Annotated in this window: 20 protein-coding genes; 13 read left to right on the top strand and 7 right to left on the bottom strand. The window is 51.7% G+C overall.

Annotation, left to right across the window (positions count from 1 at the left end):
- Positions 1-51: 51 nt before the first annotated feature.
- On the top strand, positions 52-216 hold the full coding sequence (locus AC8GE9_RS06480) for a hypothetical protein (RefSeq protein ID WP_506676344.1): 165 nt from the start codon (positions 52-54) through the stop codon (positions 214-216).
- Here AC8GE9_RS06480 and AC8GE9_RS06475 read toward each other — a convergent pair.
- Positions 213-1,085: an EamA family transporter gene (locus tag AC8GE9_RS06475; RefSeq protein ID WP_506676343.1), complete on the bottom strand. Its 873-nt coding sequence runs from the start codon at positions 1,083-1,085 to the stop codon at positions 213-215. The two genes, AC8GE9_RS06480 and AC8GE9_RS06475, sit on opposite strands and share 4 nt — an antisense overlap.
- A 228-nt stretch (positions 1,086-1,313) precedes the next feature.
- Between AC8GE9_RS06475 and rplS the strand changes: the two genes are divergently transcribed.
- Both rplS and AC8GE9_RS06465 read left to right on the top strand, forming a co-directional pair.
- Entirely contained in the window at positions 1,314-1,691 is a 378-nt protein-coding gene (gene rplS / locus AC8GE9_RS06470) for a 50S ribosomal protein L19 (RefSeq protein ID WP_506676342.1), read from the top strand.
- A gap of 119 nt (positions 1,692-1,810) precedes the next feature.
- A complete protein-coding gene (locus tag AC8GE9_RS06465; RefSeq protein ID WP_506676341.1) occupies positions 1,811-2,551 on the top strand; it encodes a CoA pyrophosphatase in 741 nt (246 codons plus the stop codon).
- A gap of 13 nt (positions 2,552-2,564) precedes the next feature.
- On the opposite strand, the gene rsgA is transcribed toward AC8GE9_RS06465, so the two are convergent.
- Entirely contained in the window at positions 2,565-3,464 is a 900-nt protein-coding gene (gene rsgA / locus AC8GE9_RS06460; RefSeq protein WP_506676340.1) for a ribosome small subunit-dependent GTPase A, read from the bottom strand.
- The gene (locus tag AC8GE9_RS06455) at positions 3,461-4,705 is read right to left on the bottom strand and encodes a M48 family metallopeptidase (RefSeq protein WP_506676339.1); all 1,245 of its coding nucleotides are present in this window, start codon (positions 4,703-4,705) and stop codon (positions 3,461-3,463) included. The genes rsgA and AC8GE9_RS06455 overlap by 4 nt, the downstream gene beginning before the upstream one ends.
- A 104-nt stretch (positions 4,706-4,809) precedes the next feature.
- Between AC8GE9_RS06455 and orn the strand changes: the two genes are divergently transcribed.
- Positions 4,810-5,358 (top strand): oligoribonuclease, encoded by a 549-nt coding sequence (gene orn, locus AC8GE9_RS06450; RefSeq protein WP_506677126.1) that lies wholly within the window; start codon positions 4,810-4,812, stop codon positions 5,356-5,358.
- Here the strand turns inward: orn and AC8GE9_RS06445 are convergent.
- The 3 genes from AC8GE9_RS06445 to AC8GE9_RS06435 form a co-directional block, all read right to left on the bottom strand.
- Positions 5,345-6,763 carry an MATE family efflux transporter gene (locus AC8GE9_RS06445; RefSeq protein ID WP_506676338.1) on the bottom strand — a complete coding sequence of 473 codons (1,419 nt, stop codon included), beginning with the start codon at positions 6,761-6,763 and terminating at the stop codon, positions 5,345-5,347. The two genes, orn and AC8GE9_RS06445, sit on opposite strands and share 14 nt — an antisense overlap.
- Positions 6,760-8,499 (bottom strand): ArnT family glycosyltransferase, encoded by a 1,740-nt coding sequence (locus tag AC8GE9_RS06440; RefSeq protein ID WP_506676337.1) that lies wholly within the window; start codon positions 8,497-8,499, stop codon positions 6,760-6,762. The genes AC8GE9_RS06445 and AC8GE9_RS06440 overlap by 4 nt, the downstream gene beginning before the upstream one ends.
- Before the next feature lie 107 nt (positions 8,500-8,606).
- On the bottom strand, positions 8,607-8,873 hold the full coding sequence (locus AC8GE9_RS06435) for a type B 50S ribosomal protein L31 (protein WP_312853732.1): 267 nt from the start codon (positions 8,871-8,873) through the stop codon (positions 8,607-8,609).
- A 152-nt stretch (positions 8,874-9,025) separates the two neighbouring features.
- Here AC8GE9_RS06435 and AC8GE9_RS06430 point away from each other — a divergent pair, with 152 nt between their 5' ends.
- From AC8GE9_RS06430 to pgsA, 7 genes are all read left to right on the top strand, one after another.
- A complete protein-coding gene (locus tag AC8GE9_RS06430) occupies positions 9,026-9,802 on the top strand; it encodes a class I SAM-dependent methyltransferase (protein WP_506676336.1) in 777 nt (258 codons plus the stop codon).
- Positions 9,803-9,819: 17 nt separating this feature from the next.
- Positions 9,820-10,821 carry an ABC transporter substrate-binding protein gene (locus AC8GE9_RS06425; RefSeq protein WP_506676335.1) on the top strand — a complete coding sequence of 334 codons (1,002 nt, stop codon included), beginning with the start codon at positions 9,820-9,822 and terminating at the stop codon, positions 10,819-10,821.
- A 103-nt stretch (positions 10,822-10,924) separates the two neighbouring features.
- Positions 10,925-11,689 (top strand): pyridoxine 5'-phosphate synthase, encoded by a 765-nt coding sequence (locus AC8GE9_RS06420; protein ID WP_506676334.1) that lies wholly within the window; start codon positions 10,925-10,927, stop codon positions 11,687-11,689.
- Positions 11,690-11,701: 12 nt separating this feature from the next.
- Positions 11,702-12,139, top strand: a complete 438-nt coding sequence (acpS, locus tag AC8GE9_RS06415) for a holo-ACP synthase (RefSeq protein ID WP_506676333.1) — start codon at positions 11,702-11,704, stop codon at positions 12,137-12,139.
- Positions 12,140-12,141: 2 nt separating this feature from the next.
- Positions 12,142-13,215 (top strand): beta-N-acetylhexosaminidase, encoded by a 1,074-nt coding sequence (gene nagZ / locus AC8GE9_RS06410; protein ID WP_506676332.1) that lies wholly within the window; start codon positions 12,142-12,144, stop codon positions 13,213-13,215.
- Entirely contained in the window at positions 13,202-15,037 is a 1,836-nt protein-coding gene (uvrC, locus tag AC8GE9_RS06405) for an excinuclease ABC subunit UvrC (RefSeq protein ID WP_506676331.1), read from the top strand. The genes nagZ and uvrC overlap by 14 nt, the downstream gene beginning before the upstream one ends.
- A 17-nt stretch (positions 15,038-15,054) precedes the next feature.
- The gene (gene pgsA / locus AC8GE9_RS06400) at positions 15,055-15,633 is read left to right on the top strand and encodes a CDP-diacylglycerol--glycerol-3-phosphate 3-phosphatidyltransferase (protein WP_506676330.1); all 579 of its coding nucleotides are present in this window, start codon (positions 15,055-15,057) and stop codon (positions 15,631-15,633) included.
- A gap of 1 nt (position 15,634) precedes the next feature.
- Here pgsA and queF read toward each other — a convergent pair whose 3' ends face one another.
- Positions 15,635-16,486, bottom strand: a complete 852-nt coding sequence (gene queF / locus AC8GE9_RS06395) for an NADPH-dependent 7-cyano-7-deazaguanine reductase QueF (RefSeq protein ID WP_506676329.1) — start codon at positions 16,484-16,486, stop codon at positions 15,635-15,637.
- A gap of 237 nt (positions 16,487-16,723) precedes the next feature.
- Between queF and AC8GE9_RS06390 the strand changes: the two genes are divergently transcribed.
- Both AC8GE9_RS06390 and AC8GE9_RS06385 read left to right on the top strand, forming a co-directional pair.
- Positions 16,724-17,875 carry an IS4 family transposase gene (locus AC8GE9_RS06390; protein WP_506676328.1) on the top strand — a complete coding sequence of 384 codons (1,152 nt, stop codon included), beginning with the start codon at positions 16,724-16,726 and terminating at the stop codon, positions 17,873-17,875.
- A gap of 619 nt (positions 17,876-18,494) precedes the next feature.
- The gene (locus AC8GE9_RS06385; RefSeq protein WP_506676327.1) at positions 18,495-18,851 is read left to right on the top strand and encodes a DUF6641 family protein; all 357 of its coding nucleotides are present in this window, start codon (positions 18,495-18,497) and stop codon (positions 18,849-18,851) included.
- Positions 18,852-19,031: the final 180 nt, after the last annotated feature.

Here is a 19,031-nt window from a genome sequence, read left to right as displayed (position 1 = left end):
TACTGGTTTAATGTACAGTACTGTTTATAGATCACTACAAGGAGTCACAACATGACACGAGAAGTCCGCCACAATTACCCACCTTCATTTGCTGCCTACAGCTCTGAGCGCTCTACACCTACAGCTAAAAATATGTTGTCCGATGTGTTGTTACTGGCTTTTTGGATTGCAATGGTACCGGTATCCATGTGGGTCGGGAGCGCAGCAGGTTTCTAACTGCTCGCGAGCATGACAACACCGCTGGCGATAAAGCCGCATCCTACCAGTCTGCCCCAGCCAACAGGTTCGCGCAGGATGTAAAGACCTCCCAGCGTGACCAACAGCATGGACATTTCGCGAGCAGGCGCAACCAGACTCACTGGAGCACCATCGCGTAGCGCGTATAAAACCAAAATATACCCAAGCGGCGAAAGGACCCCAATGGCCCAGGCCAAGGGCCAGTAGCCGCGCATGGCTTCCCAAGCGCGTTTTGGCTGACGAGCCGCATGGGGCAGCAGCATCAGGGTTTTTGAGGCCGAGGTTGCCCAGTCGAATAACACAGGCGCGATCGCAAGGACCTTGACTCCATAGGCATCCACCAAGGTATATGCGGCAATCAGCAAGCCAACGAGTGCCCCCCAGCGCACCCCGATCATCGCTTCAGGTTGTAGTAAACGTTTGATTTGTCCTTGCGTGGCGATCATTAAAACGCCTGCCACAACACTCAGCATCCCAGCCAAACCCAACAGGGTGGCAGGCTCTCTAATAAAGATAATTGCGCCGATGGTAGATAAAAATGGACCTGTGCCCCGGGCAACGGGATAGACCACAGAGAGATCTGCCACTTGGTAGCCACGCTGTAGACTGAGACTGTAGGCCAAATGCAAGATCCCTGATAAGAGAATGCATCCTAAAATTGCCCAACTCCAGTCATTTTCCTCAAACACTAAAATCCAAATGACCCAGGGGGCGAACACGATCGTAGAGCAGAGGCCATAGGCGAAAACAAAGGCTGGACCAACTTTCGCTGCGCGTTTTGCAAGCAAATTCCAAGAGGCATGACACATTGCCGCAACAATGACAAGCAGCAAGGCGGAAAGGGTCATGGAGGGGCAAAATAGGGTTAAAGGTTAAAACATTGAAACATTTTTTCTGAATACGTGCGTGATCAGTCCTTAGAGGACATGTATTGACTCAAACAGAGGACATAAACGTTAAAAATATAGTAGAATCAAGGGCTTTTTATCGCATCCTCTGCCCGGTAGCGGTTATCTGAATAGGTCGGATACCCAGCCTAATAATATTGACCGAGAGCATGATGACTTGGAGTTTTTATGAATTTGATCGAAATCATTGAGCAAGAAGAAATCGCTCGTTTGACAGGTGGAAAACCTGTGACTGAGTTTGCTCCTGGCGACACCGTCGTTGTGAGCGTCAACGTGGTCGAAGGCACCCGCAAGCGTACTCAGGCTTTTGAAGGTGTTGTGATTGCTCGCCGCAACCGCGGTTTGAACTCTGCCTTCATCGTTCGCAAGATCTCCTCAGGCGAGGCCGTTGAGCGCACATTCCAGTTGTATTCGCCCCAGATCGCTGGCATCGAAGTCAAGCGTCGCGGCGATGTCCGCCGTGCAAAGCTGTATTACCTGCGTGATCGTTCGGGCAAGTCTGCTCGTATCAAGGAAAAGCTTGTTCGCAAGACAGTCGCTGCATAAGGCATTGCCAATGCACGATGCAACAAGTAAAAGCACCCCTCGGGGTGCTTTTTTGTTGAATGAGGTGTTAAAAAGTCATCACAGCTTTTTCGTCTCTCCTGATGCTTTACCTTTTGTCTATGTCCTCTGACTCCCCCGATCACCTTCGCCCTCGTCGACCTCCTGTGCGACCCTCCTTTGATCCCATGACGCAACCGTGGAGTCCCTCTGCGTTGCCGTTCGGTGCCGTTCCCGCGCACTGTTTAACAGCACCTGCATTGCGCAACGTACTGCGTGGTTCCATACAGCGACCCTTAGACATCCCCAATGAGTCTTTGATCAGAATGCCTGGGCGCGAAGGCACGCCTGTCGAGGCGGCGGTCTTGGTGCCCATTGTGCAGAGACCCGAAGGTTTAACGGTCTTGCTGACCCAACGCACTGCGCACCTGAATGATCATGCCGGACAGATTAGTTTTCCTGGCGGTCGTGTCGAGTCCACAGATGTCGATGTGCAGGCTACAGCATTGCGAGAGACGGAGGAGGAAACAGGACTCTCCAGAGCATTTATCGAGTGTCTAGGCGGCTTACCGCGTTATGTGACGGGCACAGGCTTTGCGGTGAGTCCGATTACGGCATTAGTGCGTCCAGGCTTCACACTCAACCCGGATACGTTTGAGGTCGCTGAAATTTTCGAAGTCCCTTTGTCTTTTTTAACGGATCCCGCCAACTATCGCTTTCATCGTGCTGAGCTCGCGGACGGACGTGTCCGTCAATACTATTCCATACCCTGGAAGCAATTTTTTATTTGGGGTGCGACGGCGGCGATGTTGTTGGGGATGTGTCAGATTTTGTCCGAGGCTGCCGTCGCCGGAGGTGATTAAAGGCGTATGCCAGCTAATAGCTCTCGTGCTCGTCTTTCGCCTGAATGAGCCTGACATAGAGAGCGTGGCGGGCAGGGTCGATGTCTTGCCGCGCTAACGCCGCAAGTACGCCGCAACCAGGTTCATGCTGGTGCGTACAGTTATAAAAGCGGCAGTGCTCACGGTGCGCGCTAAATTCAGGAAAGCCTCTTTCGATTTCCTCTCTGCTTAAATGCAACAGACCAAAGCCTTGAAAGCCTGGAGAATCAATCAGATCGCCACCACTCTCGGGTAAATGATAAAGGCGCGTACTGGTTGTCGTGTGTCGTCCCGCGCCTAGTGCGACAGAATGCGCTTGCGTTGCTGCTTGAGCCAAAGGGGCAAGGGTATTGAGCAAGGTTGATTTACCCATCGCGCTTTGCCCTAACAGGAGAGATGTTTTCTCTTTGAGTAGAGGTAAGACCTGGTTGCGTACGCTGACAGGATCGCGCGCGCAAATTTCAATGATGGGTACACCTAAAGAGCGAAAGGGCGCGAGTCTTGCTTGGGCCGCAGGCATGCCCTCGATCAGATCAACTTTGTTGAGCAAAATAGTCGGTGCGATGTCGGCTGACCATGCACCCGCAAGTGAGCGACCTAACAAGTCATCTGAAAAGGCTGGTTCGACAGCAATCACAATCAAAAGTTGATCAACGTTGGCGGCGAACTGTTTACTTTTGGACTCGTCAGAGCGAAATAAAAGATTTTTTCTCTCGAGGATGGACTCGAGCGCACCCTCATCTTGACCCTGTCGAGAAATGATGACGTAGTCACCTACTGCGGCATCATTTTTTTTGCCTCTCGGAAAGCATTTAAGCAGCGTACCATCTTCAATTTCGACGCTGTAATGCCTTCCGTGCGCAGCAATCACTCGGCCTTGCAGGCGCTCGGTCATGAGGCCAGAAGTTGGCGAATACGAATGGCAACCGGAGGGTGACTATCGTAAAACGCGGAGTGAAGCGGGTCAGGGGTCAAGGTGGAGGCATTGTCATCGACGAGCTTGACGAGGGCCGAAACGAGTTGGTCCGCGGAGCTTTGATTGCTGGCGAAACGATCGGCTTCGAATTCGTCTTTGCGCGAAAACCAGCTAAACAGCGGTGTCAGGCCAAAGGTAAAGACAGGCACCACCATAAAAAACAGGATCAGCGCCATAGCGTCATTGCGACCGCCGAGTTGTGGCAACACACCAAGGTCGGTGTAGAACCAAACCTGCTGTGCGAGCCAACCCAAAATTGCAAAGAAAATGAGTGCACCGGCAAAGCTCATCGCCAAGCGTTTAAAGATGTGGTTATGTTTGAAATGACCTAACTCATGAGCAAGCACGGCAATGATTTCCTCTGTGCTCAGACGAGCGAGCAAGGTATCAAAAAAGACAATGCGACGCGCCCGACCAAAACCAGTGAAATAAGCATTACCGTGCGCTGAACGTTTTGAGCCGTCCATCACGAACAAACCATTGAGCGAAAAGCCACAGCGCTGCGCAAGCTCTTGGATTTGTTGAGCAAGTGCTTTGTCTTCGAGAGGCGTGAATTTATTAAACAGTGGTGCGATCCATGTAGGGAAAATAAAGAGTACTAATAAATTAAAGACAGACCACAAGCCCCAGGCCCAAACCCACCAGAATTCTCCAGCCTCGGCCATCAACCAAAGCACTGCAGCGATCAGCGGCAGTCCGAGTGCGGCACCAATCAAAATACCCTTGAGGGTGTCGGTCACAAAAAGCTTAGGCGTCATCCGGTTAAAACCAAACTTTGCCTCGAGCTTGAACTGTCGGTAGAGAGAAAAGGGCATGCCAAGTGCACCGAGTAGCGTCATGACAGCCACGATTAAAAGAACTTGGCGCAATAAGTCGTGAGAAGTGAGCGTGCTGACCCAGAGATCGATCTGTTGAAGACCACCAAGCAAGGTCAAGCCAACCAGAATAACGGCGTCAAAAACGAGCTCGATCATTCCTAATCTTACCTTAGCGGCCGTATAGTCAGCCGCCCTTTGGTGGCTGACTAAGCCGATGCGCGAAGCAAACTCGGCCGGGACGGCTTCGCGATGATTCACTACGTGACGAAGCTGGCGACTCGCCAACCACAAACGTGTTCCGATCGTCGCGAGAAGGAAAGCAATAAAAAGTATCGTAAGCATGAGTCCAAAGAGCCTTATGACAGCATGTGAGAAAATCACGTTTTAACTGGATTGATTATATGGCCAAGACCCCCTCTCAGGCACCTTCTGCACAAAATGGAAAAATAGTTCCTAATGAGTTCCGTCTGGTATGGTTGGATATGGAGATGACGGGCTTAGACCCACAAAAGGAACGCATCATCGAGGTGGCCGTCGTCGTCACTGAGCCTGATTTGACCGTCGTGGCAGAAGGGCCTGTGTTGGTGATTCATCAAGAGGATGCCTTGCTTGACGCGATGGACAGCTGGAATCGTTCTACCCATGGGAAAAGCGGCCTCATCGACAAGGTCAAGGCCTCGACCCTAACCGAGGCACAAGCTGAAATCGAATTGATTGGATTTCTGTCCAAGTACGTTCCAGCGGGCAAGTCGCCACTCTGTGGCAATACGGTGAGTCAGGATCGACGCTTTATGTTTAATTACATGCCTAAGCTTGAGCAGTTTTTTCACTATCGGACGATCGATGTCAGCACGCTCAAAGAGCTTGCCCGTCGCTGGAAACCAGAGCTTTTAAAGGGCTTTGAAAAGCGTAGTAAGCATGAAGCCCTTGCGGATATTTACGAGTCGATTGATGAGCTCAAATACTACCGCGATAGCTTTATTAAGCTCGTTTGAGGGCCTTGCGCTTTAGACCCTTGATGATGTGGCGGTACCAGCCGTTTAGCAACACGGCAGAGATGGCTAGGCCGGTCGTGGCCATCAGCCACATACTTCCTGCCCCTACGGGTGAGCCTGCCAACAGCTGATTGCGCAGCGGTTCAATCAGCCCACGACCAGGTCCAAAACCCAGCCACCAACCACCTAGTAAGCCCACCACCATGAGTGCGAAAATTTGCAGGCAGAGTGGCACGACAGCAATTTTGTGCGCCCGCAATAGGTAACTGTTGATGCATTGCATGGCATCAACAATATGAAAGAAAGGCAAGAGAGCGAGCAATGACAAGGCGATCAGAGCCACAGCAGGGTCGTTCGTGTAAAGCGACACAATAATGTCTCGCCCAAAGTAGAGCGCGCAGGCCGTGATGAGCGCACCACCCAAGCCTATGACCAAGCCCATCATGCTCGTGCGATGCGCTTGGTTAAGTTGTCCTGCCCCAATCGCTTGGGCCGTGAGCGCTGCAGTGGCGACACCAATAGCCATCGGCATCATGTAGGCGAGGGCGGCCAAGTTTGAAGTGATTTGATGACCGCCAATGACGGCGGTGCCCTCTTGAGCCACTAATAACGCCATAAATGTAAAAGCACTGACCTCGACTAAGTACGATCCACCCATAGGAATACCAAGGCGCAAGATACTCCACAATTCGCCCCACTGCGGACGACCGAGTTTTAAATGAAATTGTTTGTAAAAAGGGCTGCGGGTGACGATCCAGAGCCCGATGGCAAGATTGATCCAAAAGACAATGGCAGAAGCGATGCCCGCTCCGGTTGCACCCAAAGCCGGCAGTCCCCAGTTTCCAAAAATAAGTAGCCAATTAAAGAATATTTTGAGCACAATGCCCACAAGATTGATCATCATGATCATTTTGGGACGTGACACTGCATTCGCGAGCGAATAAACAGTCCGAAACATGAGGGCCGCTGGTAAGGCGAAAGTCAACGCGAACAGATAGCTTTTGACATTGGAGCGAACCAAGGGATCGAGATCACCCGAAAAACTGAGCCAGACATCGGGAAAAAGAAGTACGGCACCGCCAAAAACGGAGAGCAACAGAGAGACCCAGATGCCTTGTCCCCAAGTTTGTCCGACGCGTTCGAGCTTACCAGCACCGACGTACTGTGCTTGTATGGGAATCAATGCGTGCATGACCCCAGTCAGACCAATAAACACCGTGATGTAAATAGAGATCGATAAGGCCATTGTGGCCAAATCGATCGGCCCCGCATGTCCCGTCATCGCTGTGTCTAAGACGCCAAAGGCCATGCTGGCCCATTGACTAATTAAAATAGGCCAAGACTGTTTAAAAATCGCACGAAGTGTTGCGCCAAAGGACCGAGGCGAGGTATCGACAACATTCATCGGTTGGGAAGGCGCAAAATTCTATAACGATCGAAGCGATCCGCACCTCGGGAACCTTGCCAGAGGACTTCGGCATGATCACTAAAGCCAGCCTCGCCATTTTCCAGTTTCTTTTTCGTCGTTTGCTGCAACACGAACGGGCAGACTGAGTCGTAGACCAATTCGATATGATCAAAGACGAAGAAGGAGGCGCGTGGTCCGAGAGCTAAACCTTGAGCCCTCAGGCAAGCGAGCTCCCCTGGTGTTGAAGACAAACCCTCGAGCGTTTTGCGGATTTCGGCAGACATTGGGCGGTAGCTTCGAACGTAGTCGATCGCAGGCATCCAAAGCAGCACAAGCAGGATCCAAGAAATTGTGAGACCACCCGCGGCCAGTAAAGATCCGCGCCAAAGTGCGTTAGGATTGGCTTTGACTCGCCAAACAATCATGGCGATCCAACAGAGTGTGCAGACAAAGGCTAAGGCCACGCTCCACCAGGCAATGGTCGGCTCGTACCCCACAGTCAGGCGAGCAATATTGAGTGAGATTTGCTTGGGCATCCCAAAATGAAGCGCAAACCATCCAATCCATACGCAAGCAGCCGTGACGGAAAAACACATCAGCGCAAACCAGTCGAGGGTGTTGATGACGCCTCGACGCATGGTGGGAATAGCGAAAGCTGCTAAGACCGCGAGCGGACAAATCAGCAGTACATACTCCGCTTCACCGGATTGAGGTGAAATAAACAGTGTCAGAAGAGCGCCTAGCACAAAGGCGAAAGGCACCCAAATATGAGGAGCCGTCGTCCAACGTCGCCATTGCCAAAGGGCCAAGAGGGCTAGCGGCCAAATCGGCCAGAGAAACCAAGGAAGATCGCGCAAAGGTCGCACGGCATGTTCGTATTCTGGCAGACCAAAGCTGAGACGATTCCAGTGAAGCCAGGCCTTCATCCACTCAGGGTGAAGTTCAATGGTAGGGATCCACCAGCAGGCGATCAGAACGGCCGCTATCAACACCGAACCGATGGCATAGTAACGCGCCGACCATAGAACTGAGCGCTTGAAAAAGGCAATGGGTAAGGTCAGCAAGAGGGGAACGACACCCGGCAAGGCGCGGGTTAAAAAGGCGCCAACCAGGGCTAGGACGAGTATCGTTGCACCCATTTTAGGCTTGTCCATCATCCGGGCAAGCGCATAAAAACCTAGTGCTTGAAACGCGAGATTCGCCGGGACATCTGAGGTTTCATGAAAACGTAGCAGCACGCCTCCCGTGGCTAAAAACAGTAATGTAGCAACATCCGCCAGGAGTCGCCCGTAGTCTTTGACGGTGGGCTCGCCACCGAAGGGCAGTGCCAGTGGCTGAGCTTCAGTTCGTCGTCCGAGCAAATAGGTTCCGTACCACACTGATCCTAGCGTGATGCCAAACCAAAGCAAGTTGAGCAAACGTGAAGCGGCAACCTCTCCGATCCAAGGTCCGAAAAGATGTATTAGCAAGGCACCCAGCCACATCACGAGCGGGCCGTCCTCGGTGAGCTTAAGATTGCCAAGCTGTGGGACCAGCCACTCCACCCCTTGAGATTGCAAGGCAGAAAGCATGGTGGCCAGACCGACTACATCATCTGTTTTCCAAGGATCTCTGCCGAACAGCCCTGCGGATACATAGGCAAGAGCCAACACCAGCAGCACCAGACGTGGAAGCTTGCTGGATGCGTTGGCTGTTAATCTTGCCGGGGTGGACTGGGTGTTGGAGGGTGACACGCTCGGACTCAAACCTTCATAATGAGGTGGCTATGGGCGACGTTACCAAAAAAAAGGCGGCCAAGGGGGCCGCCTTTTTGCGCGCAAATTGATCTGAGTCAATCTGATCAGGCAGACGCCTTTTTGGTACCGGACGTACGTGCGAAGCGGGCACGGAATTTTTCAACGCGGCCTGTCTCAACGATACGTGTTTGAGCGCCGGTGTAGAAAGGGTGAGATTCAGACGTCACGTCACATTTGAACAATGGATATGTTTTGCCATCCATTTCAATGGTTTCGCGGCTATTGAGTGTCGAGCGCGTAATGAATTTGTTGCCTGTCTGAAGGTCAACAAACACGACGTCGCGGTAATTTGGATGAATCTCAGCTTTCATATTAAATCCTTTCGGTTGGTCGGGTCGCCAGCCACAGCAATGTAGCCACGTATCCTAAGTCAAGCCCTTCATTCTACAGGTAAAAGCGAGATTTCGCAATGTTGCAATGCTATCCTGCACCTAAGAAATGACAAAAAAGGTGTTTTTTTACAATGGCTTGGAAAAAAAATGCGTGTCGACCGCAGCATGAAATCCCTACAATTTCTGAGGGGGGCGGTATTCGTTACCTGCATTTCGGGACGCAATGGGTTCAAGGTGCGATGTGGGTCTCCAAGCCCGCCGAGCTCGTGCTCGAGTACACAGCCCAGATGATGGCCTGGCTTCTTTTTCTTGCGCCAGGACGTCAACAAACGATCGGCATGCTCGGTCTAGGAGCGGGCTCGCTGGCACGTTTTTGCTTAAAACAGACGCCTTGCAAACTTCGCGTGATTGAGTGGAATCCTCTCGTGACGTCGGCCTGCGAGATGTATTTCAAATTACCCAGACCCGAGAGAATGCAGATTGAGCACTTGGATGCAGGGGTGTGGGTCGCTGATCCAAGCCAGCATGACCAATGCGCGGTTTTGATGGTCGATGTTTACGACGGCGAGGCCGCCGGGCCCGTTCGTGACTCACTGGCGTTCTATCAGAGCTGCCGTCACGTTTTGGGTGAGATCGGGGTCATGACGGTCAATCTATTTGGCGCGCATGCCAGTTTTGAAAAGAATATCCGGCGTTTAAGCGAGGCATTCGAGGGTAGATTATTGAGCTTGCCTCAGATCGATGCGGGTAATCAAGTTGTGTTGGCGTTTAAAGGACCGCCGATCGCCATTGACATCGAGCAATTGCTCGCACGCGCCGAGGTGGTTGAGTCACAATACGGGTTGCCCGCTAAAAAATGGGTACGCTCGATGATTGGGCGTTCCAACGATGGCATATTGACTGTTTGATTGGTGTTGACTCTTTAATGAAAATAAACTTATTCGGCGCGTGGCTGTTTGCCTTTGCACTGCTAATCGGCAGCGCCGGGGTCTCCGCGCAGACGAAGTCAGTCGCTATTTTCTCTTACCAGAAAGATGAAGTCACGGCGGAGATGACCGAAGGGATCCGCGAGGTACTGCGTACCGCAGGATTTCGTGAGGGGCGCAATCTGAAGCTGAGTCTCGTCGACGCCCAAGGCTCTTCGGAGCGAGCGCAGCAGCTTGCCCTTGATACTGTCCGAGGAAAACCGGACGTGGTGATTGCTTTGTCGCTGCCCGCCGTCCAAGCGGTGACGAAGCACACGACACAGATTCCGGTTGTATTTGCGGGCATTACAGATCCGGTTGAAAGCGAGGTGCTAGCGGGATGGGGGCCATCGGGTTCTAATGTCACGGGTGTGACCGATGCACTACCTTTGCAAAAAAGGGTGGCACTCATTAAACAAATTTCCCCTCAGGCCCGACGCGTAGGCGTGATTTACAACCCAACAGATGCAAGTTCGGTGGCCGCGGTCAAAGCGTTTCAGGAAAGTTTGAGCGGGTCCGGTCTTATTGCAATTGAATTGACGGTGTTAAGACCACTCGAGGTGGGCTCTGCCGCCCGGAGTTTGATCGAAAAAGTCGATGTTTTTCAAACGTTTTTGGATCCGACGGTCAATCAATCCTATGTCGCGTTGGTTCAGGTGGCCGATGATGCCCGCATACCTTTGCTTGGGTGGGATGTCAAAGATGTGAGAGCGGGTGCTGTGGCGGCGCTTGATTTAACTGCGCAAGACCTCGGTTCTGCAGCGGGCCGGTTGACCCTCAGAGTGCTGAGAGGGGCCAAGCCTGGCACGATTGCACCAGAAATTATTGCCAATCCGCCTATCTACGTGAATATGCAAGCGGCGACAAAGCAGTCCGTGACTTTTAGCGCAGCCTTCTTGAAAATTGCGCGTCCACTTGTACAGATCCACGTTAAACCTTCGGCCAAACCTGCAGTCAAATAGGGGATCTGACACGCACTGCGTGATAATCTCACTTTTTAGGTAACCCCTCAGCGATGGGGGCTGCCATGTTTCAAATAGATTCACACCACAGAGAGCACCCACCATGATTGATCTTGGCGTCAATATTGATCACGTCGCAACGCTGCGTCAACAGCGTCATACGGCTTATCCTGATCCGATTGCAGCGGCATTACTCGCAGAAGATGCGGGTGCTGATCTGATCACCTTGCACCTGCGCGAAGACCGGCGTCATATTCAGGATGCGGATGTCTTTGCCTTGCGTCCTCTGTTGCGCACACGTATGAATCTTGAGTGTGCCATTACCCCTGAAATGTTGGCAATCGCTTGTAAAGTGGTTCCGCAGGACGTGTGTTTAGTGCCTGAAAAACGTACGGAACTCACGACCGAGGGTGGTCTGGATGTGATTGGAGGTTTTTCGACGGTCAAAGCCGCTGTCGAGCAATTGCAGGCGAGCGGCATTCGAGTGTCTCTGTTTATTGATCCCGACGCGCGTCAAATCGCTGCGGCGGTCGATACGGGGGCGACCGTGATTGAGTTGCATACGGGCGCTTATGCTGAAGCAAACACTGCAGCTCAAGCAGACGCTGAATTAAACCGTTTGAAAACAGCGATCGCCGTTGCGGTTTCTCAAGGCTTGCGCACCAATGCCGGACATGGTTTGCATTTCGGAAACGTTGCACCAATCGCAGCGCTCGAGGGGATCGCTGAGCTCAATATTGGGCATGCACTCGTGGCGCAAGCAATTTTTGATGGCTGGGAAAATACCATTCGTAACATGAAAGCCTGCATGATCGAGGCCCGGCTCAAGGCGCAGCGAGGCGCCTTGTTGCAACCACGTCAACACTAAAGGTAGGCTGTCTTGGGTGCGATCGCTGGTATTGGTATGGACCTTGTCAACATGGAGCGCATCGATCGGGCTTGGCAACGCCATCCTGAGCGCTTTCCGGAAAAAATTCTCGGCGAAGATGAGTTGCGCGTGTTTAAAGCACGTGCTGCCCGCGATCGCGGACGTGGAGTGCGATATCTCGCGACACGTTTTGCCGCAAAAGAAGCCTTTTCTAAAGCGGTTGGCTTGGGGATGAGGATGCCGATGTGGTGGACGCGCATGCAAACGCTCAATTTAAAAGGGGGGCGTCCCACCGTGGTTCTCTCGGGTCCACTGGCGCAATGGTACGAGACGCGCTTTGGTGTCGCTCATGTTTCCTTGACCGACGAATCCGAATACGGAGCCGCGTATGTTGTGGTTGAGACGCTCTCGGATACATTGCCTACTAAACATATAAATAAAGGAGCATGATCATGCACGAACCGAGCCAAGCCCCAGTCACCATCCCTGTGATTCCTCGTGGTCCTTTGATGGTCGATGTCGCGGGTCTAAAAATGACCCCTGCCGAAGAAGCCCGCTTACTTCATCCGTTGGTCGGCGGAGTGATTCTGTTTGCGCGTAATTTCACCAACCGTAAACAGTTGCTTGCACTGACTCAGCGCATACACCAGTTGCGTTCGCCCAGCCTATTCATCGCAGTCGATCACGAAGGTGGTCGAGTGCAAAGATTTAAGACCGATGGCTTTACAGTGCTACCCTCGATGCGACGCTTAGGTGCGGAGTGGCACAAAGATCCGATGCGTGCGATGCGCATGGCTACTGACGTAGGCTTTGTGCTGGGTGCCGAGTTGCGTGCTTGTGGCGTCGATCTCAGCTTTACGCCTGTATTAGATCTAGATTTTGGCGTAAGCAGTGTCATCGGAGATCGCGCTTTTGATGGGGATCCTCGCGTGGTTGCGATGCTGGCGCGCGCCTTGGCGCAAGGTCTGGCGCAAGCAGGCATGGGCGCCTGCGGCAAGCACTTCCCCGGACATGGCGCAGTCTCGGCCGACTCGCATCATGCGATCCCCCGCGATTCGAGATCTTTGAAAAAAATTCTTGAACATGATGCCGCACCTTATCAATGGCTCGGTGATCAAGTGATTCCATCCGTCATGCCCGCCCATGTCATCTACACGAAAGTGGATGCGCTGCCTGCTGGTTTTTCACCTATTTGGATTAAGGAAATTTTGCGCAAAAAATTGAGCTACGACGGCGTAGTGTTTTCCGATGATCTCACCATGGAAGGTGCCGCGGTCGCAGGGGACATCTTGGCGCGCGCACGCGCTGCACTCAACGCAGGGTGTGATATGGCTTTGGTATGCAACCGTCCAGATCTGGCGGATGATTTGTTGCAGAGACTTTCTTGGAAATCCTCGCGTCGCTCCCAAGAGAGGATCGAGCGTTTGATGCCCAAGTCTGCTGCGCCAGACTGGAAATCCTTACAAAAGCAATTGGCCTATCTTGAGGCGTTGAAATCGGTCCAAGCACTCCATGAGCGAGTCTGAGCCAAACGCATTTGATATTAAGGCGTTTCTAGCGCAACTGCCGCATCTGCCGGGTGTGTATCGGCATATCGATTCGGCTGATGAGGTTTTGTACGTTGGTAAGGCGCGTGATTTAAAAAAGAGAGTGTCCTCTTATTTTCAAAAGACACCCTCGAGCCCTCGTATCGGTCATATGGTGGCGCGCGTAGTCCGTATCGAGGTCACGGTCACGCGCTCCGAGGCCGAGGCGCTGATTCTTGAAAACAACCTGATTAAAACGCTGCGCCCGCGCTACAACATTCTGTTTCGCGACGACAAGTCCTATCCCTACTTGATGCTTTCTGGCCATGTGGCGCCGCGCATTGCGTATTACCGTGGCTCGACACAAAAAAAAGGTCAGTTTTTCGGTCCTTATCCGAGCGCTTGGGCCGTCAGAGAAACCATACAGATTTTACAAAAGGTTTTTCGTTTACGAACCTGTGAGGATACGGTTTATGCCAATCGTTCCAGACCTTGTTTGCTTCATCAGATTGGTCGTTGTTCCGCGCCATGTGTCGATGAAATATCCCCGCAGGACTATTTGGCAGACGCCGAGCGGGCCGCCCGATTTTTGAAGGGTGAAACGCAGGAAATCATGGGCGATATTGAGCGGCGCATGCAAGGTGCCGCCGAGGCCCTTGAGTTTGAGCAGGCTGCGCTATTGCGCGATCAAATGGGGGCGCTTGCCAAGGTATTGCATCAACAAACCATGGAGGATTCGGATCAAAGCGATACCGATGTCATCGTGGTGGCCTCCCTTGGGGGCAAGGTCTGTGTCAATTTGGCGATGGTGCGGGGAGGACGTCATCTTGGAGACCGTGCATTTTTCCCCACGCATACCGATGGTGACTCCAGTGCAGAGGTCCTCGAAATTTTTATCGCTCAGCATTATGTGGATCATCCCTTGCCCGCAGTTGTCGTAGGGTCGCATGCGTTACCCGATCCTGCGTTGATCGATTTGATTGCGGAATCTTCCTCCACCAAATCACGTTTTATGAGTCGTCCACAAGGGGTGCGCCGCGCTTGGCTCGAGCAAGCGACGCGCAATGCGGAAATGGCGCTGGGGAGTGCGCTGCTGGAGTCGGGGGCGCGAAGTGCCCGAACGTTGGCGCTGGCCGAGGCCCTGGATCTTGATACTGACCCGGTCGCTCTCGACGCTCTGCATATCGAGTGCTTCGATATTAGTCATACCGCAGGAGAGGCGACTCAGGCTTCTTGCGTGGTGTATGCCCAGAATGCCATGCAGCCTTCCTTGTATCGTCGCTACAACATCGCGGGTATTACTCCGGGTGATGATTATGCGGCGATGAGGCAAGTGCTGACCCGACGTTTTGGAAAGGTCGCAGATGGAGAGGCGCTGATGCCGGGCCTGGTCCTGATTGATGGAGGCAAAGGGCAGGTGGAAATCGCCCGTCAAGTTTTTGTCGAACTTGGCTTAGAAACTGAGGTTTTAGTGGGCGTGGCAAAAGGAGATCGACGCAAGGTCGGTTTGGAAACCTTGATTTTCCCTGATGAGAGAGCCCCTTTAGTCTTGGGCGAAACCTCCGCCGCGCTGATGCTGATCGCACAAATTCGGGACGAGGCGCACCGTTTTGCGATTACCGGGATGCGCGCCAAGCGTGCCAAAGCCAGAAACGTTTCTCGTCTCGAGGACATCGACGGCATTGGAGCTAAACGCCGTCAACGCTTGCTCGCACGCTTTGGCGGTTTTAGCGGCGTGGCCAATGCGAGTATTGAGGACCTGACCTCCGTCGAAGGAATCTCCCCCGAATTGGCCGAGCGTATTTACTTTTCCCTACGCTAACTGGGTTAGCATAGCGTATGCCGTTAAATATCCCCATCGTCCTGACATGGCTTCGTATCGCCATGATCCCGCTCTTGGTCGGGCTTTATTATCTGCCTGAGTCGTGGATGAGCGTGCCTGCGCGCGACCTGACCGCGAGTCTGGCCTTTATTTTTGCCGCATTGACGGATTGGTTTGATGGTTGGCTGGCCCGTCGTTGGAATCAGACTTCGTCCTTTGGTGCTTTTTTAGATCCCGTCGCTGACAAGCTCATGGTGTCCGCGGCTTTATTGGTTTTGCTCAATCTCGATCGTGTGGACGTCATGATTGCGCTGGTGATTATTGGACGTGAAATTACGATCTCCGCCCTGCGAGAGTGGATGGCGCAGATGGGCGCGAGCGCAAGCGTTGCCGTACACTGGCTCGGTAAGTTCAAGACCGCCGCCCAGATGATTGCGATACCGTGCTTGCTTTACTACGACACGCTGTTCGGCATCCCTTTTGCGAAAATCGGGCAAGTCCTGATTGTTATCGCAGCGATCCTGACGGTCTGGTCGATGCTCTATTACCTACGTCGCGCGATGCCCGTCATTCGCGAAAAAACCTCAAAAAACTAACTTATTGACGCGCACTTCTGTGAAGTGAGGGTGTTGGCATGCCTGGCGTTGCACGCCAAGGGTTAATGTCTAGGCCACCACGTCGGGTGTAGCGTGCGTATACGGACAGGGCGTGTGGTTGACACCGCGTCAAAATATCCATAAAGATCGTTTCAACGCATTGCTCGTGAAAGCCGTTGTGCATCCGAAACGAGACGATATATTTCAGCAGCCCGGCAGGATCGATTTTTGGACCAGTGTAGTCAATCTGCACACAGGCCCAATCGGGCTGAGAGGTCACTGGGCAGTTGGATTTTAAGAGCCTCGAAAAAAGAGACTCACTCACTTTTGTTGTGTGGCCATTCTGTGTGGCCGCTAAACAAAGCAGGTCAGCATTGGGCTCATAACAATCAATCGTGAGTACCTGTGCATCAAGGTCCAAACCGTTGAATTCCTCGATCTGCAAGTTCGCAAAATCACGTGTCGGGATGAGCTCGACCGAGACTCGTTCTCCAGCGGCTGCCGAGAGATCCTTGCGCAAGGTTTCAAGCATGAGTTCAGTTGAAACAAAGGCGGTCTGATTGAAACTGTTGAGATAAAGCTTCAGGGATTTGGATTCGATGATATTGGGGCTGGTGCAGTCAACGATGAAACGCAATATCGCGACTTGCGGCATGCCTTGCGGGCTCAGCCACGACATTTCGTAGGCATTCCAGAGATCCCAGCCTGAAAAAGGCAGTGAAGGCGGAGACATTAGAGAAGCGAACTGTTCGCGTCCCAGTGCACGCGCAATGGGAAACAGCAAACTCGGGTCATAGGAAGTTGGATAGGCAACCTCTTTGCCAAGAGGAAGATCAAGCGCGGGAAGTTTCATCGAATCGCAACAAGAAAATAAACTCAATTTTACCTAGTTGATTTAAATCAAAGCGGAGATACACCTACAACACCTAGAATTTATTCATGAAGGTTCACTAGTGTCCCAACGTTTCAGAATAAAAACGCTGTAAATAATTGATATTCATAGATAAATCCCCATTTTTTGGTGTCCACGATTTGAATCCGATTTCCAACTTGAGTCATCATTTGCAGATGTTATCTGCCTGGGATGATCATGCACACTGGACAATTGGTATTCGCGCAAGTCATGGCTTATCTGCCGCTCAAAGCATTCAGTCGAATGGTTGCAGCTCGTCGAGCGCAACACAAGGTTCAGGATTTCAGTTGTTTGGATCAGTTCTTGGTTCTTGCCTTTGCACAGCTCACTACGCGCGAATCGCTGCGCGATATCGAGATCAATTTGCGAGCGCAACGCAAACATTTTTATCACATGGGGTTGCGCTGCAAAACGGTTTCTCGCAATACCTTGGCCAACGCAAACCGAGTCAGGCCGTGGGAAGTCTTTGCAGATTTGGCACATCATTTGATCAGAACGGCGCGTACGCTTTACGCCAACGAACCGTCGAGCTCGGAGTTGGTGTCGCTGATGGGTGCGACCGTTTACGCGTTGGATTCGACTACGATCGACTTGTGTTTGAGCATCTTCAATTGGGCACCGTTTCGAACTACGAAGGCAGCGATCAAGCTTCATACCCTGATAGATTTGAAGGGATCGATCCCGAGTTTTATTCATATCAGCGATGGAAAAATGCACGATATAAAAGTGCTCGATATCCTTTGCGAGCAAGGTTATATCGAGGCTGGCGCGTTTTACGTGATGGACAAAGCGTATGTCGACTTCGCGCGACTTTACACATTGCACATGGCCAAAGCGTTCTTCGTGACTCGTGCCAAGACAAACATGCAAGTCGCGATGGTGCAATCGTTTCCCGTCGCGACAAATACTGGTTTGATCAGCGATCATCATGTTCGATTGGCTGGGGTGCTGACCGCTGCGCGGTATCCAGAGCCAATTCGACTTGTAACGTTCTTCGACCGCGAAACAGGCAATACCTTCGAGTTTCTGACAAACAATCTCACCCTGCCAGCCAACACTATTTGCGAACTTTACAAACAGCGTTGGCAAGTCGAATTGTTCTTCAAATGGATCAAACAGCACCTTCGAATCAAAGCCTTTTATGGCAACACGGAAAATGCCGTGAAGACGCAAATATGGATCGCGATTGCGACCTACGTCTCGATTGCAATTATGAAGAAGCGATTGAATTTGAAATATTCGCTTTACGAAATCCTAAGAGTATTGGATTTCTCATCCAGTATGGCTACACCTTGTACATGTGTTTTTGTTTTGCTTACAAGATCGTAGCGTGTGACCCAACTGGTCAGGTCGTCTGCCGAACAGTACCCAGCGACTTGATTCAGCATGGCGATTTGTTGATCCGTGTTGGCTGTGTGCTCCCAGCGATCATATTGATAGAAATCCAATAAATATTTCACGTGTGGATCTTTTATTTCAGCACTGGCATTGAAGACAGCTGTGCGATAAAGACCTCGATCGTATGTGGTACCTAACTTTTTTTTTCGAACAAGCGAACTGCAATTTCCTTTTCCATTTAGTTTCTCCTTTAAGAATATGGATGGGTCGCAGTAGTTGCATTAGTTGCGAGAAGTCACAGAGATCAAAAGAAGTCGCTTGTAGCTGGTTGCCTGTCACTGAGTATCTGGGTTACGGGGGTTACAGGATTCGCTGTGTTGCGGTCAGAGCTACTCATTTGTCCCAAAGCAGTAACAAGCAACATGTAACAAGTAACCTTCAACAAGCAACTTCTTTCTTCAAGCAACCTAATGCAACTCACTAAGCAACTCGCAATTATTTATCCCTGACCAAATATTTCTGTACAAAATCCAGCCTGATTTCTTAGTTTTCTATGGCATTTTGGCAAAATTGATCGACCTTCATCACCATCAGAAAATACAGTTTGTGCGTGCCCCATCCACCTACAGGAGATCAAAATGAGCGCACTCGCAAACTTGAAGTTGAGCAATACACGACCAACCGTTTCAAAACTGTTGCCAGTGAAGATGGCAGTCGCAAGACCGTTGAGATTCAACGGCGTGTACGCCCCATGTGGTGGACGAATGTAGATGGGAGGATTTGCCTAACAGTTCGCTATGGTGCAAAACAGTTTGAATTAGCTAAGGGCAAAAGCACCGTGGAAGTTGGTGCTGCAGATCATCTTGTAGGCACTTTGCAAGTGATCAAGCAAGCTGTGGAAGCCGGCGAACTTGATGCGCAAATCGAAGCTGCCAGCGGCGCACTACGATCGGGCTTTAAGCGTTGAGTGCAAGCGTCCTGTAACGGGACGCTCACTCATCCGGTTTTGTCCTTTCGAAAGGACACCACTGAAAGCCAGCAGTGGGCATTGAGATCTTGTTAAATACACGAAAGGAGATCGCAATGCTGGTTCATAAACTGACATTAGGTCTCGCCCTAAAGTCTTGAATAATTAAACCCATATGTT

The sequence above is a fragment of the Zwartia lucis genome (assembly GCF_965234455.1).
GTDB classification, from domain to species: Bacteria; Pseudomonadota; Gammaproteobacteria; order Burkholderiales; family Burkholderiaceae_B; genus Zwartia; species Zwartia lucis.
This window is presented reverse-complemented; position numbering and strand designations above follow the sequence as displayed.